This window comes from Pseudomonas sp. Leaf59, from assembly GCF_920984685.1.
Classification (GTDB): Bacteria; Pseudomonadota; Gammaproteobacteria; order Pseudomonadales; family Pseudomonadaceae; genus Aquipseudomonas.
In genome coordinates, this window is record NZ_CAKLBR010000025.1 from 23,467 (window position 1) to 40,933 (window position 17,467).

Annotated in this window: 7 protein-coding genes and 1 pseudogene; 2 read left to right on the forward strand and 6 right to left on the reverse strand. The window is 58.5% G+C overall.

The genetic code is table 11. The features are described 5' to 3' along the window. Positions 1–401: 401 nt before the first annotated feature. A complete protein-coding gene (locus LUB09_RS21425; RefSeq protein ID WP_231423649.1) occupies positions 402–659 on the forward strand; it encodes a hypothetical protein in 258 nt (85 codons plus the stop codon). Positions 660–2,087: 1,428 nt separating this feature from the next. Further along, positions 2,088–2,302 (forward strand): annotated as a pseudogene (locus LUB09_RS23915) (RNA 2'-phosphotransferase); the annotation flags it as partial. A gap of 523 nt (positions 2,303–2,825) precedes the next feature. On the opposite strand, the gene LUB09_RS21430 reads toward LUB09_RS23915, so the two are convergent. The 6 genes from LUB09_RS21430 to pgaB all read right to left on the reverse strand — a co-directional run bounded on the left by LUB09_RS21430 (position 2,826) and on the right by pgaB (position 17,456). Beyond that, entirely contained in the window at positions 2,826–3,290 is a 465-nt protein-coding gene (locus tag LUB09_RS21430) for a hypothetical protein (protein WP_231423630.1), read from the reverse strand. Next, a complete protein-coding gene (locus LUB09_RS21435; protein ID WP_231423631.1) occupies positions 3,287–11,275 on the reverse strand; it encodes a two-partner secretion domain-containing protein in 7,989 nt (2,662 codons plus the stop codon). Before LUB09_RS21435 ends, LUB09_RS21430 begins: the two co-directional genes overlap by 4 nt. Before the next feature lie 31 nt (positions 11,276–11,306). After that, positions 11,307–13,025 carry a ShlB/FhaC/HecB family hemolysin secretion/activation protein gene (locus LUB09_RS21440; protein WP_269325507.1) on the reverse strand — a complete coding sequence of 573 codons (1,719 nt, stop codon included), beginning with the start codon at positions 13,023–13,025 and terminating at the stop codon, positions 11,307–11,309. Between the two features lie 590 nt (positions 13,026–13,615). Then, on the reverse strand, positions 13,616–14,113 hold the full coding sequence (gene pgaD, locus LUB09_RS21445) for a poly-beta-1,6-N-acetyl-D-glucosamine biosynthesis protein PgaD (RefSeq protein ID WP_231423632.1): 498 nt from the start codon (positions 14,111–14,113) through the stop codon (positions 13,616–13,618). Positions 14,114–14,124: 11 nt separating this feature from the next. After that, on the reverse strand, positions 14,125–15,456 hold the full coding sequence (pgaC, locus tag LUB09_RS21450) for a poly-beta-1,6-N-acetyl-D-glucosamine synthase (RefSeq protein WP_209987029.1): 1,332 nt from the start codon (positions 15,454–15,456) through the stop codon (positions 14,125–14,127). A gap of 2 nt (positions 15,457–15,458) precedes the next feature. Continuing rightward, positions 15,459–17,456 (reverse strand): poly-beta-1,6-N-acetyl-D-glucosamine N-deacetylase PgaB, encoded by a 1,998-nt coding sequence (gene pgaB / locus LUB09_RS21455; protein WP_231423633.1) that lies wholly within the window; start codon positions 17,454–17,456, stop codon positions 15,459–15,461. Between the last annotated feature and the right edge of the window lie 11 nt (positions 17,457–17,467).

Sequence of the window (17,467 nt, forward strand, 5' to 3'; positions counted from 1 at the left end):
ATTATTTAGCCAGCAAACTGCCGTCGAGATAGATTAGTACCGGGAAGGTTGGAAAAGTTCTTGGGGGGATTGTGAAACGGGTCGCAAATAGTGGAAGTCCCGTGACGCGGCCTTTGATGCCTTGCGCGGTTTTGATCGGGCGGCTTATAGTCCCGCCGTCGCTCAACAGAGCGATGGGATTTGGCGATCCGTAAACGAGTGCAAAAACGGTCTGCGTTTTTTTGCAGGCATTTTTGCACCCGCAAAGTCGTGTTATGGCGGCTGTGCGCGGGAGACCTTCGGGTCTGCCGGTTACTCGTTTCCGGTTCGCCAACCTGCGCACAGCTGCCACCTGACTCGTTTGGCGACGATGGGGTGATGGCTTTCATACCATCAAAACGAGACTTCACATGAATAGATACATGCCTCTTACCGGCCACGACTGCACCGTCCCAGCGCTGATTATCGACACCCAGGCACCGCTGGATGTACTCCACGACGCCGCCGTATACCGCATCCGCGCTGTTACCCAATTGCTGGAGAACCTGGCGTTTCGCGATCAATTGAGCAGCGATGCGGTGGTGCTGCAAGATTTTGCGCAGTTGCTGGCAACTCCGCTGCGCGATGGGTGTGATGTGTTGGATGTGATCAGTCGCGGGCTTAATGCGGATCCGGTCTGAGTGAAAGTCGGGCGGCCGTAGTGTCGCCCGTTTTATGCGTGAGCAGTACAACCAAATAAATTCGTCCCTTTTTTCATCCCGGAATTCTGAGCTCTGAAATCAGATCTAAGAATTCAGACTTAGTCAGCTCAAACGCTTTCCCTTCTTCCATTGCCATCAATGAGAGAAGTATTCGATCTTCCGGATGAGTAATTTCTTACCCATGATGCTGATAAATTTCAAACGCAAATTTAGAAATGCTGAATACGTCGAAATCTGCGGACAGTTTCTTCTCAAGATCATTAGCTATGATCATATCGTGTGTACATTAATGCCCAACCTTCAACTCTGCAACTGCAAGGAAAACCAAACAAAACGGACAGATTTATTAAACCACTTTCTACTATCAACTCAAATTAAAATAAAACTCTCCTTTTTCATTCTAGAATATATAACAATTTTCAAGGTAACTAGTTTCATGCTGCCATGAGACTATCTTACTTTCGGGCGATACAAGTACCGAATAGCGGCAATCTCTGGCCCAAGTTATAGATTAGCGTGCAAAGCTGCTTTCCTTTGTTAACCTATCGAACGTTTTATCGTTGTTGGCGGGAGACCAAAACGGATCAGTACATGTATGTGGCGTGCTGGAGCAAATGCTGTATACGTGAGAATCAAAGCTGGACCCGATCCATCTATGCTTACTGGACAGCCACACTGAACGCGAGGGCGCGCATCCCGCGACCAAAAACATAAATACCATTGCGACGATAACTTCGCTCATGCTTTTTCTCCGCTTCAGAAAGCAGCTAAAATACATAACATCCTTTTACGTTAGAGGTTTCGTACCTCCATGACTTTATTGACCGATCGGCAGCGACAAAAACCGAATATCGACAATCCCTAATCCAGGTTATGTAATACCGCTTGCCTCTGCTTTCATCAACAACCTTATCAAACGTCCGCTTATTATTTACAGGCGACCAATATGAGTCGCCACATCCTCGTGTGCAGTGCTTGTAAAGGTGGGAATCGAACTGAGTACCTACCCTGAGGTTCATTCCATTTTCCCAATTGGAACGGGAAGGTGCGCAGCCAATTAAGGCTGCCAACAATAAGATCAGTAACCATATATAAACTTTCACAATTTTCTTCCATTCAATAAAAAGGGGGAATAAAAGGATATATTATTTAATTTTCTTCATCCATGACAGCGTCAAAATGCCTATCCCAACAGGGATCGCGTAAGCGAAAACACCCGGAAACAGATCTGCAATATCAGCCCAACCAAAATTCCAAACTCCAATTTTTGAATAACTAACCAGCGAACCTATAAACTTTCCAATAACCCCTATCAAAAAAAACAAAAAAAACCACATAAATCAATAGCAATGAAAATGCCTGTAATCTGGACTTTGGTTTAATAACTTTTTCTCTCCTGCAGCACTATTAATTTCCGGATCTCGCCATCATGTACATTTAACAAAAGATAAAAGCACAGCATTAGCCGTTGGACAGAGATACGGAAAACCTGTGACCTCATAATTGACTCTCTAAAAATGCATCAAAACGGCTTAGCTTTTTATCTAGCTGAAAATGGTATATGGCTAACAACCCACGTTCCGCCACAATATATTATGCAGGAACAAGGAAGCTCCATCTAGCATAACGGTCTGGATACACGCACCTTATAGCTTAGGTTTACCGAACACCTAACTCTCAGAGTAAATCTTTTCACTCCAAAGAAAAAGTTTTAGCTATCACATATACAGCGACACCTACAGAATGGAAAAACAATCTATAATGAGTATAATCGGAGATACCAGACTTTTCTTTATCTATATCTACCATCTCTGAGCAACCATACTCGACCAAACAATTAAGAAGCTCTATGCCTTCATCACTTGAACAGCTAAAGGGGCTGTACCCAGGGAACGGCAACTTATAAAAGTATTTTGCCTTTTTAAATCGAAACGTTTTTTTTCGTCGGAACCCCCATCATCGGGCTCAAAAAAAATTTATGATCAGTTCTGTTCCTTCATAAAGTATTTCAATACTACTCTCACCATCGAGGGGCAGAAAACTATTCATATCAACAAGCTTTTTAGGACTAGATAATTTCATTTTGTTTATTTTCTCGCCTTCTCTACAGAGCCTTCATAGTTTTTATTTCCCGCCTTTGCAAATTTAACTATGAGAATATTTCGGGAAAGTCCAAAACGATAACAGTCCGGTGATTAACGCGCTTCCAAAAAAAGCAATTGAAGCAGGAAGCATGCTGTCCACAAAGCTGTAATCATAACTATTACGAAGCAAGTAAAAGTCCGCCAAAAACATCCAAAACGAAGCAACCACAGCTCCGCAGATCGAAACATTCCGGCAAGCTTTAAAAGTTTTAGCTGGCTTAACAAAACTTATACAACATGCAAATACAAGGGAAGGAATAAAAAACACTAACTGCGTAAAAAACGGAGCAGTCAACAGGATTGAAAACGCTTCTCCCCCTCTGACTTGCCCCAGCAAACGAGCATCACTAAACAGACCTATCAGCATAATGATAAGAGAAATTGGCCCTATGATTAGACCTGCGAGAAAAGGACAAAATAAAAATACGAAAAATATTTTTATTGTCGGGTATTTCTTGACGCTCATGGCGCGCACCCTTGGCTTGCTGAATAACCGAGCAACTTACATCCAAACTTAACTCTTGACTTATAATCCAAGATATCAACACCACCCTCTATGCGCTGGGTTTCCACAAAAGGGATATATTTCATAAACCCATCGACGCTGGTGGCTTCCTTGGTCAGTTCTACAAACCGCGTATGATCCTGCAAGTATGCTTCATGAATAGGCTGGAGAGTTGCCTGCTCATTTTTTAGCTGATTTATATCCCACGCTACTGGGTCGGTCGCCTTTTTATCGTAAAGGGCTTTAAAGTTATCGTAACCGCCAGCCATAAGAGCATCTCCTGCCGCCTTGCGCCAGTCATACACAGGTGCTAACGCCCATCCCGCTCCAAAGGTCAAATATGACGCATTCCCGTCCGCCCCCAGCCCGGTAATAGGTGCACGCGAAACAGTATCTGCGCCTCCAAACCATTTTGCACCAATACCCAATTGATGTTCATAGGTATCACTGGCACTAAAAAAGTTTGCTCGATTATCAATTGTATTGAAATAGGATACAAAGGAGCCTTTTCCTTCCTCGGTATTATATAAATAATCGAATGTGTTTTTTGATGAGCGCTCAACGTCTTCGTGCATCACATTCCATGCATCTTTAATAGCAGTATACTTTATTGCAGAGCTCACTGCCGTCCGGCAGCTATCGCTACCGGGGTTTTTGGAGCATATATCGTTCATTTCGTCATCCAAAAACTTACTTAGTCTTTCAGCCTCTGTTTTCGCAGCAGTTTTTTCAGCGTCTGTCGAGCAGGTCCTACCCGATATGCAATCTCTGACTTCATCAAATTTTTGATGGGTTAAGTAATTAAACGTAGTCGCCTTTTGTGCTACCTGTGCGCCCTTTTCCAGGTCGCCATCTACCGCAGCCGCGGCCACCAAACCGGTCAGCTGTGAAAGCATTAACATGATGTCTTTATTATCTTGGGCTGCCCAAGCTAACTGATTAATTAACGCTTCGTTCAATCCTGCAGCCGCAGCCCCAGTTTTGAAATCACTGCCCGTCGCTTCAGCCAGCAATCCCCCCATCAAAGCATGCGCAATAATCTTCTGAGGACTCCCATTAGGGAACGTGACGTAATCACCCACCCAATTAAACCCGGTAGCCATCGCAACGTTGCCAGCCTCTCCCAGCAAGGCAGCATTGAAATTGTCGCCGAAACTTCCACCTTGGACGGCCGTTGAAATCCCGCTAGAGATTACCGCCCGGCCTCCCGTACGCAGCGCGATATCACCCGCTGACGTCCAGGTGAAAATATCTTTGGAAGAGTTAGTAACCGCCAAGGTTGAGCCCGTACTTGGGGTAACACCTTGGACGGTAGTTGTGCCTGCACCTGCGCCGTCAGCACCAGCGAACCAGTTGGTGTCGGCATACTCAAGGGCACCCGCCGTAAACCCAGCGACTGCTGCGCTTTTCAGGCTATTGGCGCTGGCCGTTTCCTTAAGCGCTGCACCTAAATTGCCCTTGTTGTTGATGGTGCTGGTGACTGCCGTCGTACTCAGGCTGGTGCTCACCGCTAGGGTGGCGCCCTGCAACCCAAATCCTACCGGCCCCATAATCGCCGCCATCATGATCGCAATCGCAATCTTGGCACCGGCGCCCAATCCTGAGTTGTCGTACTTGAAGCTCTCGTGAATCTCTTTCACCTGGCGCCAATCAATGTCGCCACGTGCCTCAGCTTGCTTGAGCCAGGCTAAATTAGGATCAGCCTTGACCATCGCATCAACGGTCTGGCTTACGGTCTGCTGATCGACCTGTTTAACATCGATACGAATGCCTTCGGCGGCCTTAATGACAAGCTGTCCTTGGGCAACCAACTCGCTCTGACGCAAGGTTTCATCGGTGTTTCCTTTACCCTTGGCACTGAACCAGGAGAGGTCGCTTTTGCTTTTGGTATGGCTCTCATCGTGCAGGTCCTTTACCCCTTCAAAGACGACTGCACCGCCGCTATCGAGGATCATGTCCTTACCGCTGTTGAGCTTGGCGACTTGGTACAACTGGTCGCCGCCACTTTTCAGAACTAGGTTGCCACCCGTCTTGATCTCGGTACCTACCTGAGTGGTACGAGTAACTTCATCCATCTGCGCCTTTTTAGCGCCCCAGCTTCCTTTCTCCTTCATGTCATACAACGTATGCGTGCTGTCCTGCGCCGCCAACAAACTCAACTTATCCCCGCTATACAGATAAGCCTCATTCCCCGCACTGATCTTGCTCGCAACAATCGTCGTGTCACGCCCGGCCTGGCTGACAAAATCCCCACCCGCCGTCAGTACGCTCGCCACTTGGGTGGTCTGGTCGTCCGAGGTCTTGATGCGTTTCTTGCCGTGTTTCTCCTTGCCTTCGACGTTGTGCATGTCGCTGACCGACGCGACGTTGAAGTCGCGTCCGGCTTCGACCGTGAGGTCTTTGCCGGCGGTGGCGCTGCTGCCGATGACGTTGACGTCCTGCCCCGCTTTCATCGTCAGGTTGCCGCCCGCCGTGACGCTGGCGGCGAGGTTTTTGACGTCGGTGGTGATGCTGGATTTTTCGCCGCCGTCACGAATCTCGTGTTTGACGCTGGTGTCGCTGGCGGCGATCAGGTTGAGGTCGCGGCCGGCGCGCAGGGTGGCGTCGTTGCCGGCGACCAGTGCGCCTCGGTTGGTGAGGTCGCGGCCGGCGTCCATGGCGAGATTTTCGCGGGCGACGATGGTGCCGGCGCTGGTGTCGGTGAGGGTGCGCATGCCGGCGCCGTCACGCACCTGGATGGCGGTGGTGTCGTTGGTGATGTCGCCTTTGAGGGCGGCGAGGCTGACTTGTTTGCCGCGAATTTCGCCGGCCATGGCGTTGCGGATGCTGTCGTCGGCCAGCAGGCTCAGGTTATTGCCGGCTTCCACGAGGCCGCCGGTGTAAATGCTGCCGCCACGGCTGGCGGCGGTGAGGTTGTTGCTGGCGCGCAGGGTGCCGACGTTGATGAGGTCGCCGCCGGTGACCAGGTTGAGGTCGCGGCCTTGGATCAGACTGTTGCCGCGCACGTTGCGCGATTCGGCCTGGGCCAGGTAAAGCACGGGCACCAGGACGGTCTGGCCGTCGATAACGCGGTTTTCCATCCACACGATGTCGTGGGTCAGGGCACCGACTTGCTGGCTGGTGAGGGTGACGCCCAGGCTCAGGCGCAGGGCATCCTTGCTGGCCAGCGCGTTGTCCATCAGGTAGCGGAACTGGTCGGCGTCGCTGTAGAGGCCGCCGGCGAGGAAGCGTTGGCCGGTTTGCGCGAGCACGGCGTCGCGGATCAGGCGGGTTTCGTACTGGCCGTCACCGAGGCGGCGCCAGGCGTTGTCGCCGGTGAAGCCGAGTTTGCCGAGCATGTAGTCGGAGCTGAAGAAGCCCGACAGCGAGGTGAACTCGCGGTTGGTCTCGATCAGATAACGGCTGGTCGGGTCGGGATTTTTGACGAACAGGCCGTATTCGCCCTTGGGCAGCTGGAAGTTCGGCGCAGTGGTGGGATCGACCGGGGCGAAGGCGGTGCCGGTGTAGTCCACGGGCACGAAGCCGCCGCCGGGGGCGACGGCAGCCACTGGCAATACGCTGCCGGCTGCTTGGGCACTTGGGTCGTTGGCGTGTTTGCTCAGGTTGATGTTGATGCCACCGACCGGGATGCCGGTCTGGTCATCGCCCAGGCGTCCGGTGAGTTGGGCCAGGGTGTTGTCGTGCAGCGTGCCGTTTTGCAGGGTGCGGGTGACGTTGAGGTTGACGGTGCCGCCAGCTTGCAGGGTGGCGTCGTAGCCGGGGCCGCTGTTGTCGGTCCAGGTGGTGACGTCGCTTATGTAGGCGAAAGGAAAGCTATTGGGTGAGCGGTTTTTCAGCTCTTCGAAGCGCGCCTTATCGAAATGCCCAGCCGCCGTGGCCGCATTAAAAGCGGGAACGTCGACATGTTGCATGCTTTCAAACAAATCGTCGGAAATGCGACCTGGCGTGCTGACGACAATCTTGCGCTGCCCTGTGCGCGTGGCGGCGCCCTGGTTGAGCAGGTCACCGGCGGTGATACTCAGGTCGCCATTGGCAGCCATCAGGCTGTAGCGGTTCTGCACATTGTCGCCTTGCAGCAGCATGTTTTTGCCAGCCACCAGGCGCGCCGCCACCGAATCTTTGGTCGCCGCCTCAAGGTACGTCTCGTAGATGGTGATCAGGCCTTTTTCCCAGCTGTCTTTCTCACCGCAGTGCTGGCCACAGACCCAACTCAAGCTGCCTGTGGTCAGCGTCTGCCCGAGTTCGAACTCATCTTTGGCGTTTTCGATAAAGCCTGCATTGATGCCGATCGAGCCTTCGCTTTCCACGGTGCCGGAGCGGTTGCTGAACAGCACGGCACGCCCGCCATCCTGTGCGGCGAAGCTCAAGTTGCCCTTGCTGTAGACATCGCCATAGAGGTTGCTGAAACCATTGCTGCGCAGGGTCATGTCGCCGCCGCTGAACAACAGCGAATCGGCAGCATTGGTGATGCCGTTGACGGCAGTGAGGTTCAGCGCACCCTGGGCACCGAGGGTGCCACGGTTGTTGAGCTGTGCGGCGGCGATATCCAGCTGCTGGCGCGCCGTGAGGAAGCCGAGGTTGTCCAGGGTGCCGCTCAGGTTAAGCCGCGTATTGACGGCCGCCAGACGCCCGCCGTTCTGGCTGAGGTTATTGGCCGTCACCGTCAGGTTTTGCAGGGCCGAGACGCGGCCGCTGTTGGTGATGTCGCCACCGGTGGTGATGCTCAGGTCACCGTCGCTGAGCAGTTCGCCGCCGTTGTCCAGACTGGCTACGTCAAGCACCAGGCCCTTGCCGCTGGCCAGGCGGTCGCCTGCCTTGAGGGCCAGGCCCTGAGCGCTTTTGTAGGTGAGCGCTTCGTTGAGCTGCACGCTGCCCAGGCCGTCGACCTTGCCGAACGCCCAATCGGCGGTGCCCATGCCGTTGATGCGGCCCAGGCTGCCGCTGAGGCTGGCGGTGTTGAGGTGGAACAGGCCCAGGCCCGCATGCTGCACCCGGCCGGACTGGTTGTTCAGGCTGGCGGCATCGAGGCTGAAGGCGGTGCTGCCGAATTCGAGGGCGCCGTTCTGGTTGTTGACCGCGCCGCTGAGGTTGAGGCTGCTGCTCGCCCCGCCCAGCGCGCGCAGTTGGCCGCCGGCGCTGTTGTCGAGGTTGCCGCCGCTGAGGGTCAGGCCCTGGTTGGCTTCGATCAGGCCGCCACGGTTGGTCAGGGTGTCGCGTGAGGTCAGGGCGATCCGGTTGCCGCTGATCTGGCCGTTGCCACTGTTGTCGAGAGTGGCACCGCTGACGGTCACCTGCTCTTTGCCGAACAGCTTGCCGCCGGTGTTGACCAGCGCTTGGACCGTCAATTGCAGGTCGCCCACCAGGCTCGCCATCAGGCCGTCGCCGCTGTTGTCGGCCTTGGCAGCGGTCACGTTGAGCGTGTCGCCTTGCACCGTGCCGCCCTGGTTGTCGAGGGTTGCGGTGTTCAGTTCCGTCAGGGCGCCGCCGCTGAGGATCAGGCCTTTGCGGTTGCTCACGTCCTGGCCGTTGTAGCTCAGGCCCTGGTTGCCGGCCAGCAGTTGGCCGGCGTCGTTGTTCAGGTGCTGGGCGGCGATGTCCAGGCGCTTGCCGCGCAGGGTGCCGGCGTTGTTGTTGAGGGTGGTGAGTTGCTTGACCAGTACGCTGCGCTCGCCGGCATCGATGACGCCGTCGACGTTGGTCAACAGGTCGCTGACGTTGAAGGTGATATCACCGCCATTGCTGACCAGCGCGCCCTTGCTGCTGTTGTTCAGGGTTTGCGCGGTCACTTCGACGCTGTTGCCGAGCAGGATGCCAGCGCTGTTGTCCAGGCGCTCTCCTTGTAGCTGCAGCAGGCCTTCGCTCTGGATGCGGCCCTGGGCGTTGAGCAACTGGCCGGGGCCCTTGAGCAGCAGGCTCACGCCCTGGGCGCCACCGGCGAGCAGGCCGGCCGCGCGGTTGTCGAGGCCCGAGGCGCGCACGTCGAGTTGGTCACCCAGCACGCGGCCGGCACGGTTGTCGATCTGCCCGCCGCTCACATTCAGCAGCAGTTGCTTGCCGGTGATCACGCCGCTCTGGTTGTCCAGGTTCGCGGCGCCCAGTTGCACGTTGCCCTGCCCGGCCTGCAAGCGGCCCAGGGCGTTGTTGAGCTGTTGCGCGACGGCGAGGGTGAGCGTGCCGGTGTTGGCGCTCAACACGCCATCGGCGTTGCTGCTGAGCGTGCCGGCGGTGAGGTTGAGGTCAGTGGCGGCCTGGGCAAAACCCTGGCTGTTGTTGAAGGCGTTGGTGGCGTTGAGGTTAAGTACGCCGCTGTCGGCTTGCAGCAGGCCCTTGAGGCTGTTGTCGATGTTGCCGGCGTTTACCGTAAGCGCGTTGCCCAGCAGCACGCCGTTCTGGTTGTTCAGATTGCCTGCGTTCACCGTCATCTGGCTGGCGACGATTTGCCCACCGCTGTTGTTTAGCTCGGTGCTGTTGAGCGCCAGGCTGCCGCCGGACATTTCGATGCGGCCCTGGCGGTTGTCCAGGTTTGCGCTGGTGAGCGTGGCGGCCTGGCCGTCACCAAAGCGGATCAAACCGCCAAGGTTGACGATGGCCGGCGCGTCGACCACCAGCGCCTGCTCGCCGAACAGACGCGCGGTGGCGCCCTGGTTGCTGACGCTGGCGCTGCTGACGTTGACCGTTTTGGCCTGGATGATTGCGCCCTGGTTGGTCAGCGCCTGCGCGGCGGTGATCGCCAGTGCACGGCTGGCCAGGAGGTTGCCGCTGGTGTTGACGGTCTGCGCGTTGATCGTCAGATCGCCGCTGCTGTTGCGGCTGTTGTCGGGGGCGACGCCGGCTTCGATGATACCGGCGTTGGTGAGGTTGGCCGCCGTGAGGTCGATGCGCTGGCCGGCGGCGATGCTCTTGCGGTTGACCAGGGCCTGGGCGCTGGTCACCTGCACATTGCCGGTGGCGTAGACCTTGTCGGAGAGGTCGACCGACTGCGCGGTGACCTTGACGTTACCGGTGGCGGCCGCCTGCGCCATGCTCAGTCGGCCGTTGGCGTCCAGTTGGATGTCGCCGCCGCTGGCGGCCAGGGTGCCGTCGAGCTTCACGCCCACGCCAGCTTCGGTGCCCACCAGTTTGATTGCACCGGCATACATGCCGCCCAGGGCCGAAGAGTCGATGGCCAGCTCGGGCTTGGCGCTGCCGTCGTCGGCGCGCGGGGTGGCGTTCAGGGTGTTGGCGTCGACGTCGTTGCGACCGGCGATCACGTTCAGCTCACGCGCGTTGATCTGCGCGTTGATTTTGGCCGTGCGGGTGATGATTTCGAAGCGGTCGACGTTGCTCGCGTTGAGGCCTTCGCCGTCGATGGTCACGGCGCCGCCGTCGACCTGGTAGCGCTGCAGTTGACCGTTTGCGTCGAGCACCGGCTTGCCGGTGGTGAGGGTCACGTTGGGCGTGTTGATAAAGCCGCAGCCGCTGCAGGTAACGCCGTAAGGGTTGGCCACGATGACCTTGGCCGATTGCCCCGCCACTTCGGTGTAACCGCGCAACTGGCTGGGGCTGCCGCCATTGACTTCGTTGAGGATGACGCTGGCCGCGCCGCCCTTGAGGTTCGGGTTGCCGACGATAAAGCCGCCCAATTGGGTGTTGGTCGCCGCACCATTAGCGTTGTTGAGGATGACGCCGTTGGGGCCGACGTTGTAGTCGCTGTACTGGTTATGGGACAAGCCCGCGCCATTGGGCGTGGCGATGTTCACCACGGGCACGCCATTGCCCGCCTGGCCGACCGTGGTGCCGGGTGCGCTCACCACGATGCCCTCGGCCTGTGCCAGCAACGGCTGCCAGAACAGCGCGTTGGCCAGGATCAGCGCCAGCCCGCGCTTGGGCAGGCCGAGGAACGCGTCTCGGCGTTTCAGGGCAGCAGAAGGTTGGCGGGCCAGGAAGGCAAATTGGCGAACATCCATTTCAAAATTCTCGTTGCAGCGGGGCGTTTAATTACAGGAAGAAATCCAGGCGGAAGTAGATCGGCGCTTCGCGCTCGGTGACGACGCCAGGTCGTTCTAAAGAGTGGGCAAAGGTCACGCTGGTGCTGACGTTTTTGCCACGGGCGAACAGCTCCAGGGAGTTGCTGGACACCCGGCCGTGGTTGTCGTCGTTGTAGCGGTCGTTGGTGATCACGCCCTGGTCGTAGCCGACACTGGCCCCGTATTCGGCAAAAGCCGGGCGCATCCAGTCGAGGGTCACCGGGCGTGCCCAGCGCACTTCGTTGCGCCAGTAGCCGCCGCTGTCGCCGGTCAGCAGTTGGTCCTTGAAGCCGCGCACCGAGGCCGAGCCGCCGAGGCTCATGCGTTGCGGCGAGAACAGGATGTCTTCGCTGCGTTGGCCGGTGGCCAGGCTGCTGAAGCTGAACGACTCGCCCCACAGGCTGAACGGTTGCAGGTAGCTGACGGTGGCGGTGTATTTGCGGTAGCGCGAATTGGGCTGGCGCCGGCCAAGCGGGTCGCGTTCCTCCTGGGACTGGGCGTCGAACAGGCCGATGCCGTTTTGCATGCCCAGGTCCAGGTTGACGAACGCGGTGCCAATACGCCGCCCATGGTTGATGCCCAGTTGCAGTTCGCTGAGGCGGTTGCTGCTGGGCGCGGTGCGCACGTCGAGGATGTAGTTGTTGGTGCGCAGGTGCGCCAGGCCGACGTTGACCGAGGTCTTGCTCACGTCATCGCGGTGGATCACTCGCTCGGCGCGCAGTTGGTGGTTCTGGTTGTCACCGTCCTGCTTGAACTTGAAATTGTCGGTCACGCCGAAGGTGCGGTAGTCGCTCTCGCTGTAGGTGTAGCTGAAGTTCCACCAGCCCCACGGCACGTTGTAGTAGAGCATGGTGTTCTTCGAGGTTTTCTGGTGGTCGCTGATCGCGTCGTGGCCGCCGCGCAGAATCAGTTGGTCGGCCAGGCCCAGCGGGCTGTCCCACTCAAGGCCGGCGCCCCATTGCTGCTCGCCGGTGCTCTTCTGGCCATCGTTGTTACGCGACAGGCTGGCGCGCCAGGGCTTTTGAGGGGTGTTCTTGACCACCACGTCGCTACCGCCGATCTGCTGGCCGGGGGTCAGTTCCATTTGCGCTTGTTTGGACGGCAGGCGGTTGAGCTGGTCCACCAGTTGCTCGACTTCGCGCAGGTTCAGCGGCTCGCCGAGTTTGCCGGGAAAGGCCATGGCCAGCTCGCGGTCGGTCACCGTGCTGCCTTCGGCACTTTTGAGGGCTTCGAGTTTGCCTTCGACCACCAGCACCTGCAGGTGGCCGCTGGAGAGGTCCTGTTGCGGCAGGTAGGCGCGGCTGGTGACGCGGCCTTTGGCGATGTAGTAGTCAGTGATGACCTTGAGCAGTTCATTGAGCTGCGACACGCCCAGGCACTGGCCAAGGTAGGGCTTGAGCAGCATGGCGCGGTCGCTGGCGGGCAGGCTGTCGGCGCCTTTGAGCTCGATGTCCTGGATCGGAAAGCAACGGCTGTCGGCGGGCGCGGCCGGAGCATCAGGCTTGGCCTCTTTGCCGGGCAGGTCCTTGAGTTCCTGCAGGCGCCGCTGCTGTTCTTCGAGCAGGCGGTTCTGCCGATCGCGGATCAGGTCTTGATCCCCAGGCGTGGGAGCGGCGAACGCGCTGTTCTGGCTCATACAAGAGAGCAGGAGGGTGCACAGCAACAACCGAATCCGGGGCGATAAGGACATGTTCGATCCATCGAAAATCAAGGGTCGGCAAACTACCATCGAAGCGGCGTCAATCCAATGAATGGGATTTGACGGCACGCGGCACCGGCAGAGTTGCAACATCTTGATAAATAAAAATAAAAAACGTAATCGTGCCGTGACTGAAACGATTATTCCGACAGACGGATACGCTTTTGATTATGAATCGGCTGATAACCAATGACTGCCACTAAATAGCCATTATGAAATTGCCGAGCTAGGGCTTAGTACCGAAGGATGCCGATAAGTTCGCGAGGGGAGTGTGAATTGGATCGCATAAATGGCAATTGCAGAGGTGATTCAGCTGTGCTGATTACTCTGGGAGGGTACGTGTTGTGGCGAGCGGGCTTGCCCCGCGTTGGGGTGCGAAGCGCCCCCAATCGGGCAAAACGCGTTGTACCTGATACGGCTCAGCGCCTGGCTTTGGGGCTGCTGCGCAGCACAACGCAGGACAAGCCTGCTCTCCACAGGGAATCTGCGCTTGACTGAACGGCATTAGGGCAAGCCCGCTCGCCACGACAGGCCCGCTCGCCTATGGCTTTGGGACAAGCCACCTCCCCCCATTTGGATCTTTATTGGCGGGTGGCTCCGCGCACGTCGCGGTTTCTTTCCTGCCCCGGCACCAGCGTCGGCGGCGAGCGCTCCACGTCACGGGAGACGTGGGATTTCACTTCGCCCACACCGCCCTCTTCGTCGTTGTGAATCACCAGCACGCCCGGCCTGCGCAGTTGCTCGAGGTCGCCCTCGGCCAGGTTGAAGCTTTCACTCAGGTGCTGGTCGCTCAGCGCATTGGCCTGGGCGCGGCGTTGGGCGAACTTGCGGCCCTTGCGTTGCTGGTAACGCGCCCAACTGACCAGGATCAACGCGTTGAACACGGCGATCCACAGGTAGATCTGCAGGGTATTGAGCGCGGCGAAGATCGGCGCTTCGATGCGCGGTCCGCCATGGGTTTCCAGCATGGCGTCGATGCCGCGCGCCAGCAGCCAGACCAGGCCGCCCCACGCAAGCAGGGTCAGCGCCACATCGATGAGCCACATCACGGCATGCTGGCGAGTTCTGACAAGTTTCATGTCACGCCTCCTTATTCAATTGGTTTGATGCCACGGTCCGGGCTCACCCAGCGCGCGCGTTTCTGGTGCTGGTTGAACAGCACCTTGGGAAAGCTGACCAGCGTGGTAAACAGGCTGACCAGCCAGAACACCATCGGGTACCACACGGTCCAGAACAGGGTTTTCCACAGGTCCTTCTCGTAACGCCGGTCGATCAGGATGCTCACGGCGAACTGCAGCAGGCACACCATCGCCAGCACCAGCCCGGTAAACGCCGGCGGCATCAGGGAGTCGACCGCGATGGCCTGGGGCAGCGGGATGAATTTGCCCACACCCCAGAAGATCACCGAAAGCATGAAGGTGAAGGCCCACCCGGTGGACAGGCAGTATTCGAACAGCAGCGGCCACAGGTAGCGATGGCGCCATTGCCAGATGCCACGAATGTTCTTGAACAGCACTTCGGCGCCGCCCTGGGCCCAGCGCAGGCGCTGCTTCCACAGGCCGCCGACGGTCTCGGGCATCAGAATCCAGCACAGTGCACGCGGCTCGTAGAAGATCGCCCAGTGATCGAGTTGCAGCTTCCAGCTGACGTCGATGTCCTCGGTGATCATGTCGGTGCTCCAGTAATCGATGCGGTCCAGCGCCTTCTTGCGAAACGCCACCACCACTCCCGATACCGTGAAGATCCGGCCGAACACCCGCTGGGTGCGCTTGATCAAGCCGATGATCGACGAGAACTCGCCCACCTGCACGCGGCCGATCAGGGTCGAGCGGGTGCGGATGCGCGGGTTGCCGGTGACGGCGCCCAGGCGCGGGTTGTCGAGCATCGGCGCGACCAGGTAGGCCGCCGCGTTTTTGTCGAGCAGCGCATCGCCGTCGATGCACACCAGGTATTCGCTGCGCGCAGCCACTGCGCCCATGCGCAGGGCCACGGCCTTGCCCTGGTTCTGCGCCAGGTGCAGCACGCGCAAACGCGGGTGTTGCAGGGCCAGCGCGTCGAGCAGCGCAGCGGTGTTGTCCTTGGAGCCGTCGTTGACGGCGATCACTTCGATGTTCGGGTACAGCTGGTCCAGCGCGGCGTGGATGGTCTCGCCAACGTTATCGCCCTCGTTGTAGCAAGGGATGATGATCGAGATCAGCGGGTTGCCGGCCAGCGTCGGCGCGGGGGTGTCTTCTTCCCATGGCCAGTGGCGCTCCCAGTGCAGCCAGAAGTACAGACCGCCGGCGATCCACAGCGCCGACATGAACAGCGGGTAGAAGAACACGAAGTCCATCAGGAACTGCCCGGTGACCAGGAAGATCAGGCCCAGGGGCACGCCCAGCACCAGCGCCAGCACGAATAAAGCCAGGATTCTGTCGAACATGGTCAAGGGTTCCATTGGTTGGAAAGGGCCGGACGTACCGTGTTCAAGTCCGGGGAATTTTCCAGAAAGTTGTCCGGGTAGTAGCCGAAGCTGGTGACGCACTGGCGCTTGAGCACGCCCATCCATTGCGCCATCTGTGCGCCGTCGATATCCGGCGCGGCCTGGGTCCGCCAGTCTTTGGCCTGCAGCTCGAACACGGTGCGTTCAAGCGCACCCGGACGGGCCTTGACGGTGGCCACCAATTTCTCCAGCCAGGCATTGGATTGCTTCAGCGTCTGGCCTTCCATCAACGGCATGGCCATGGGTGCGGTCCAGTCGTAGGCCTGGAGGAAATCGTCGAGGTTCTGCGCGAACCACGCTTCGCTGTCGGGGTTGAGCATCGGCTCAGCGAAGATATTGCGCGCGGTCTGCACCTGCGGGCCGCCGATGGCGCGCACCCTGGCGGTCAACTCCTGGGTGAAGTCGATCAGGTAGCGGCTCTTGAAGCGGGTCCAGCGTTGCATCACGGCCGGGTCGGCACGCAACGCGGCGATGTTGCCGGGCAAGCCGTTGGCGGCGTAGACCTTAAGCGCGGCGGGGCTGGCGTCTTCGAAATCCGTCAGCACCGCGTCGTCGTGGTAGAGCACGCCGTCGATGGCACTGTTGCGCGCCAGGTCCTCGTAGATTTCACCGATGAGCCTGCGTACCTGCGGGTCGAACGGCGACAGGCGTTTGTATTGATCGGCGTCCGTGGCCACCTGGCCGGTGTGCGGATCCCACCGCGTGACACGCGGCAGCTTGGGGTCGAGGGCGAAACTCAGCACCGGCATCCACGCATACACGCTGGCATGGGCGCGGGTGCGCAGTTGCCAGGCGACGCGGTTGAACAGGTCGGCGCGCACCGGCAGGTGGCGGTTGGGGAAGTACAGCGAATGCACCAGGCCGTCGCCCTTGGGGTCGGCGAAGGCTTGCAGGAACACGGTGCCTGCGCCCATGTCCACCACGCGCTGCACCAACTGGTCGAGGTTGCGCGCCTGCTGGGCTGGGTCCGGGTCGTAGACGTTGTCCAGGTCCACATGCAGCACGCGCATCGGCGCCTTGGCCTGCACGGCGACAATGCTGTTGGCGAAGTGCTCGCCGTCCGGGTCGGAGGCCACCAGAAAGCGCGGGCTGTCCATCAGGTTGCCCAGGCTGTCGAGGCCGTCTTCCAGGGTCAGGGCCATCTGGTAGCCCTGTTCGCCGACCACCGCCAGGGACGTGCCCTTGGCCGCGCCATAAGGCCATACCCACACCCGTGGCGCCTTGCCGGTCACGCTGCGGATTTTCTGGCTGATGGCCGCGACGTCAGCGCGCATCCGTGTCTGAAACTGGGCATCGGTTTCGTAGCGGCCGGTCGCCGGGTCGTAGCGCATCGACGTCGCCGCCGGTTCCAGGTTGCCCTGGGGGTTGGCCAGGATGCCTTTGTGATTGTTGTCGGTGTGCGCGGCGATTTCCACCAGGCCCGACTGGGACACTTCGCGGATCTGCTGCCAGGTGAGGAATTCACCCCGCGGTCGTGGCGCGCCGGCAAAGTCCACCGGCTTGTCGAGCGGCGTATCGATCCAGTAGCCCACCGGCGCCAGCAACGCCGGCCAATGGTAAGCGCGCAGAATCGGCATCACCCGGGTGTAGAAGCTGGCGTAACCATCGTCGAAGCTGAGCATGATGGCTTTGGGCGGCAAGGCCGGCCCGCCACGGCGCGCGGCCAGAATCTGATCGACGCTGACCGCCTGGTAGCCGTTCTCGCGCAGCCAGGCCAGTTGCTCGATCAGGCGCTCGGTGCGCACCGCCACCACGGTCTGGTCGGGATCGCGGTCACTGACGTCGTGGTAGGCGATGCCCAGGAAATGGTTTTTCGGCCACGGCGCTTCGTTGGCCGGTGTCGGCCGTTCGGCGGGTGGAGTGAATGGCGCGGGTTGCTGGGCGCAGGCACTGGCCAGCACTACACCCAGGACCAACAAGCAACGGCTGAGGACGGTCATGGTCGGGCTCT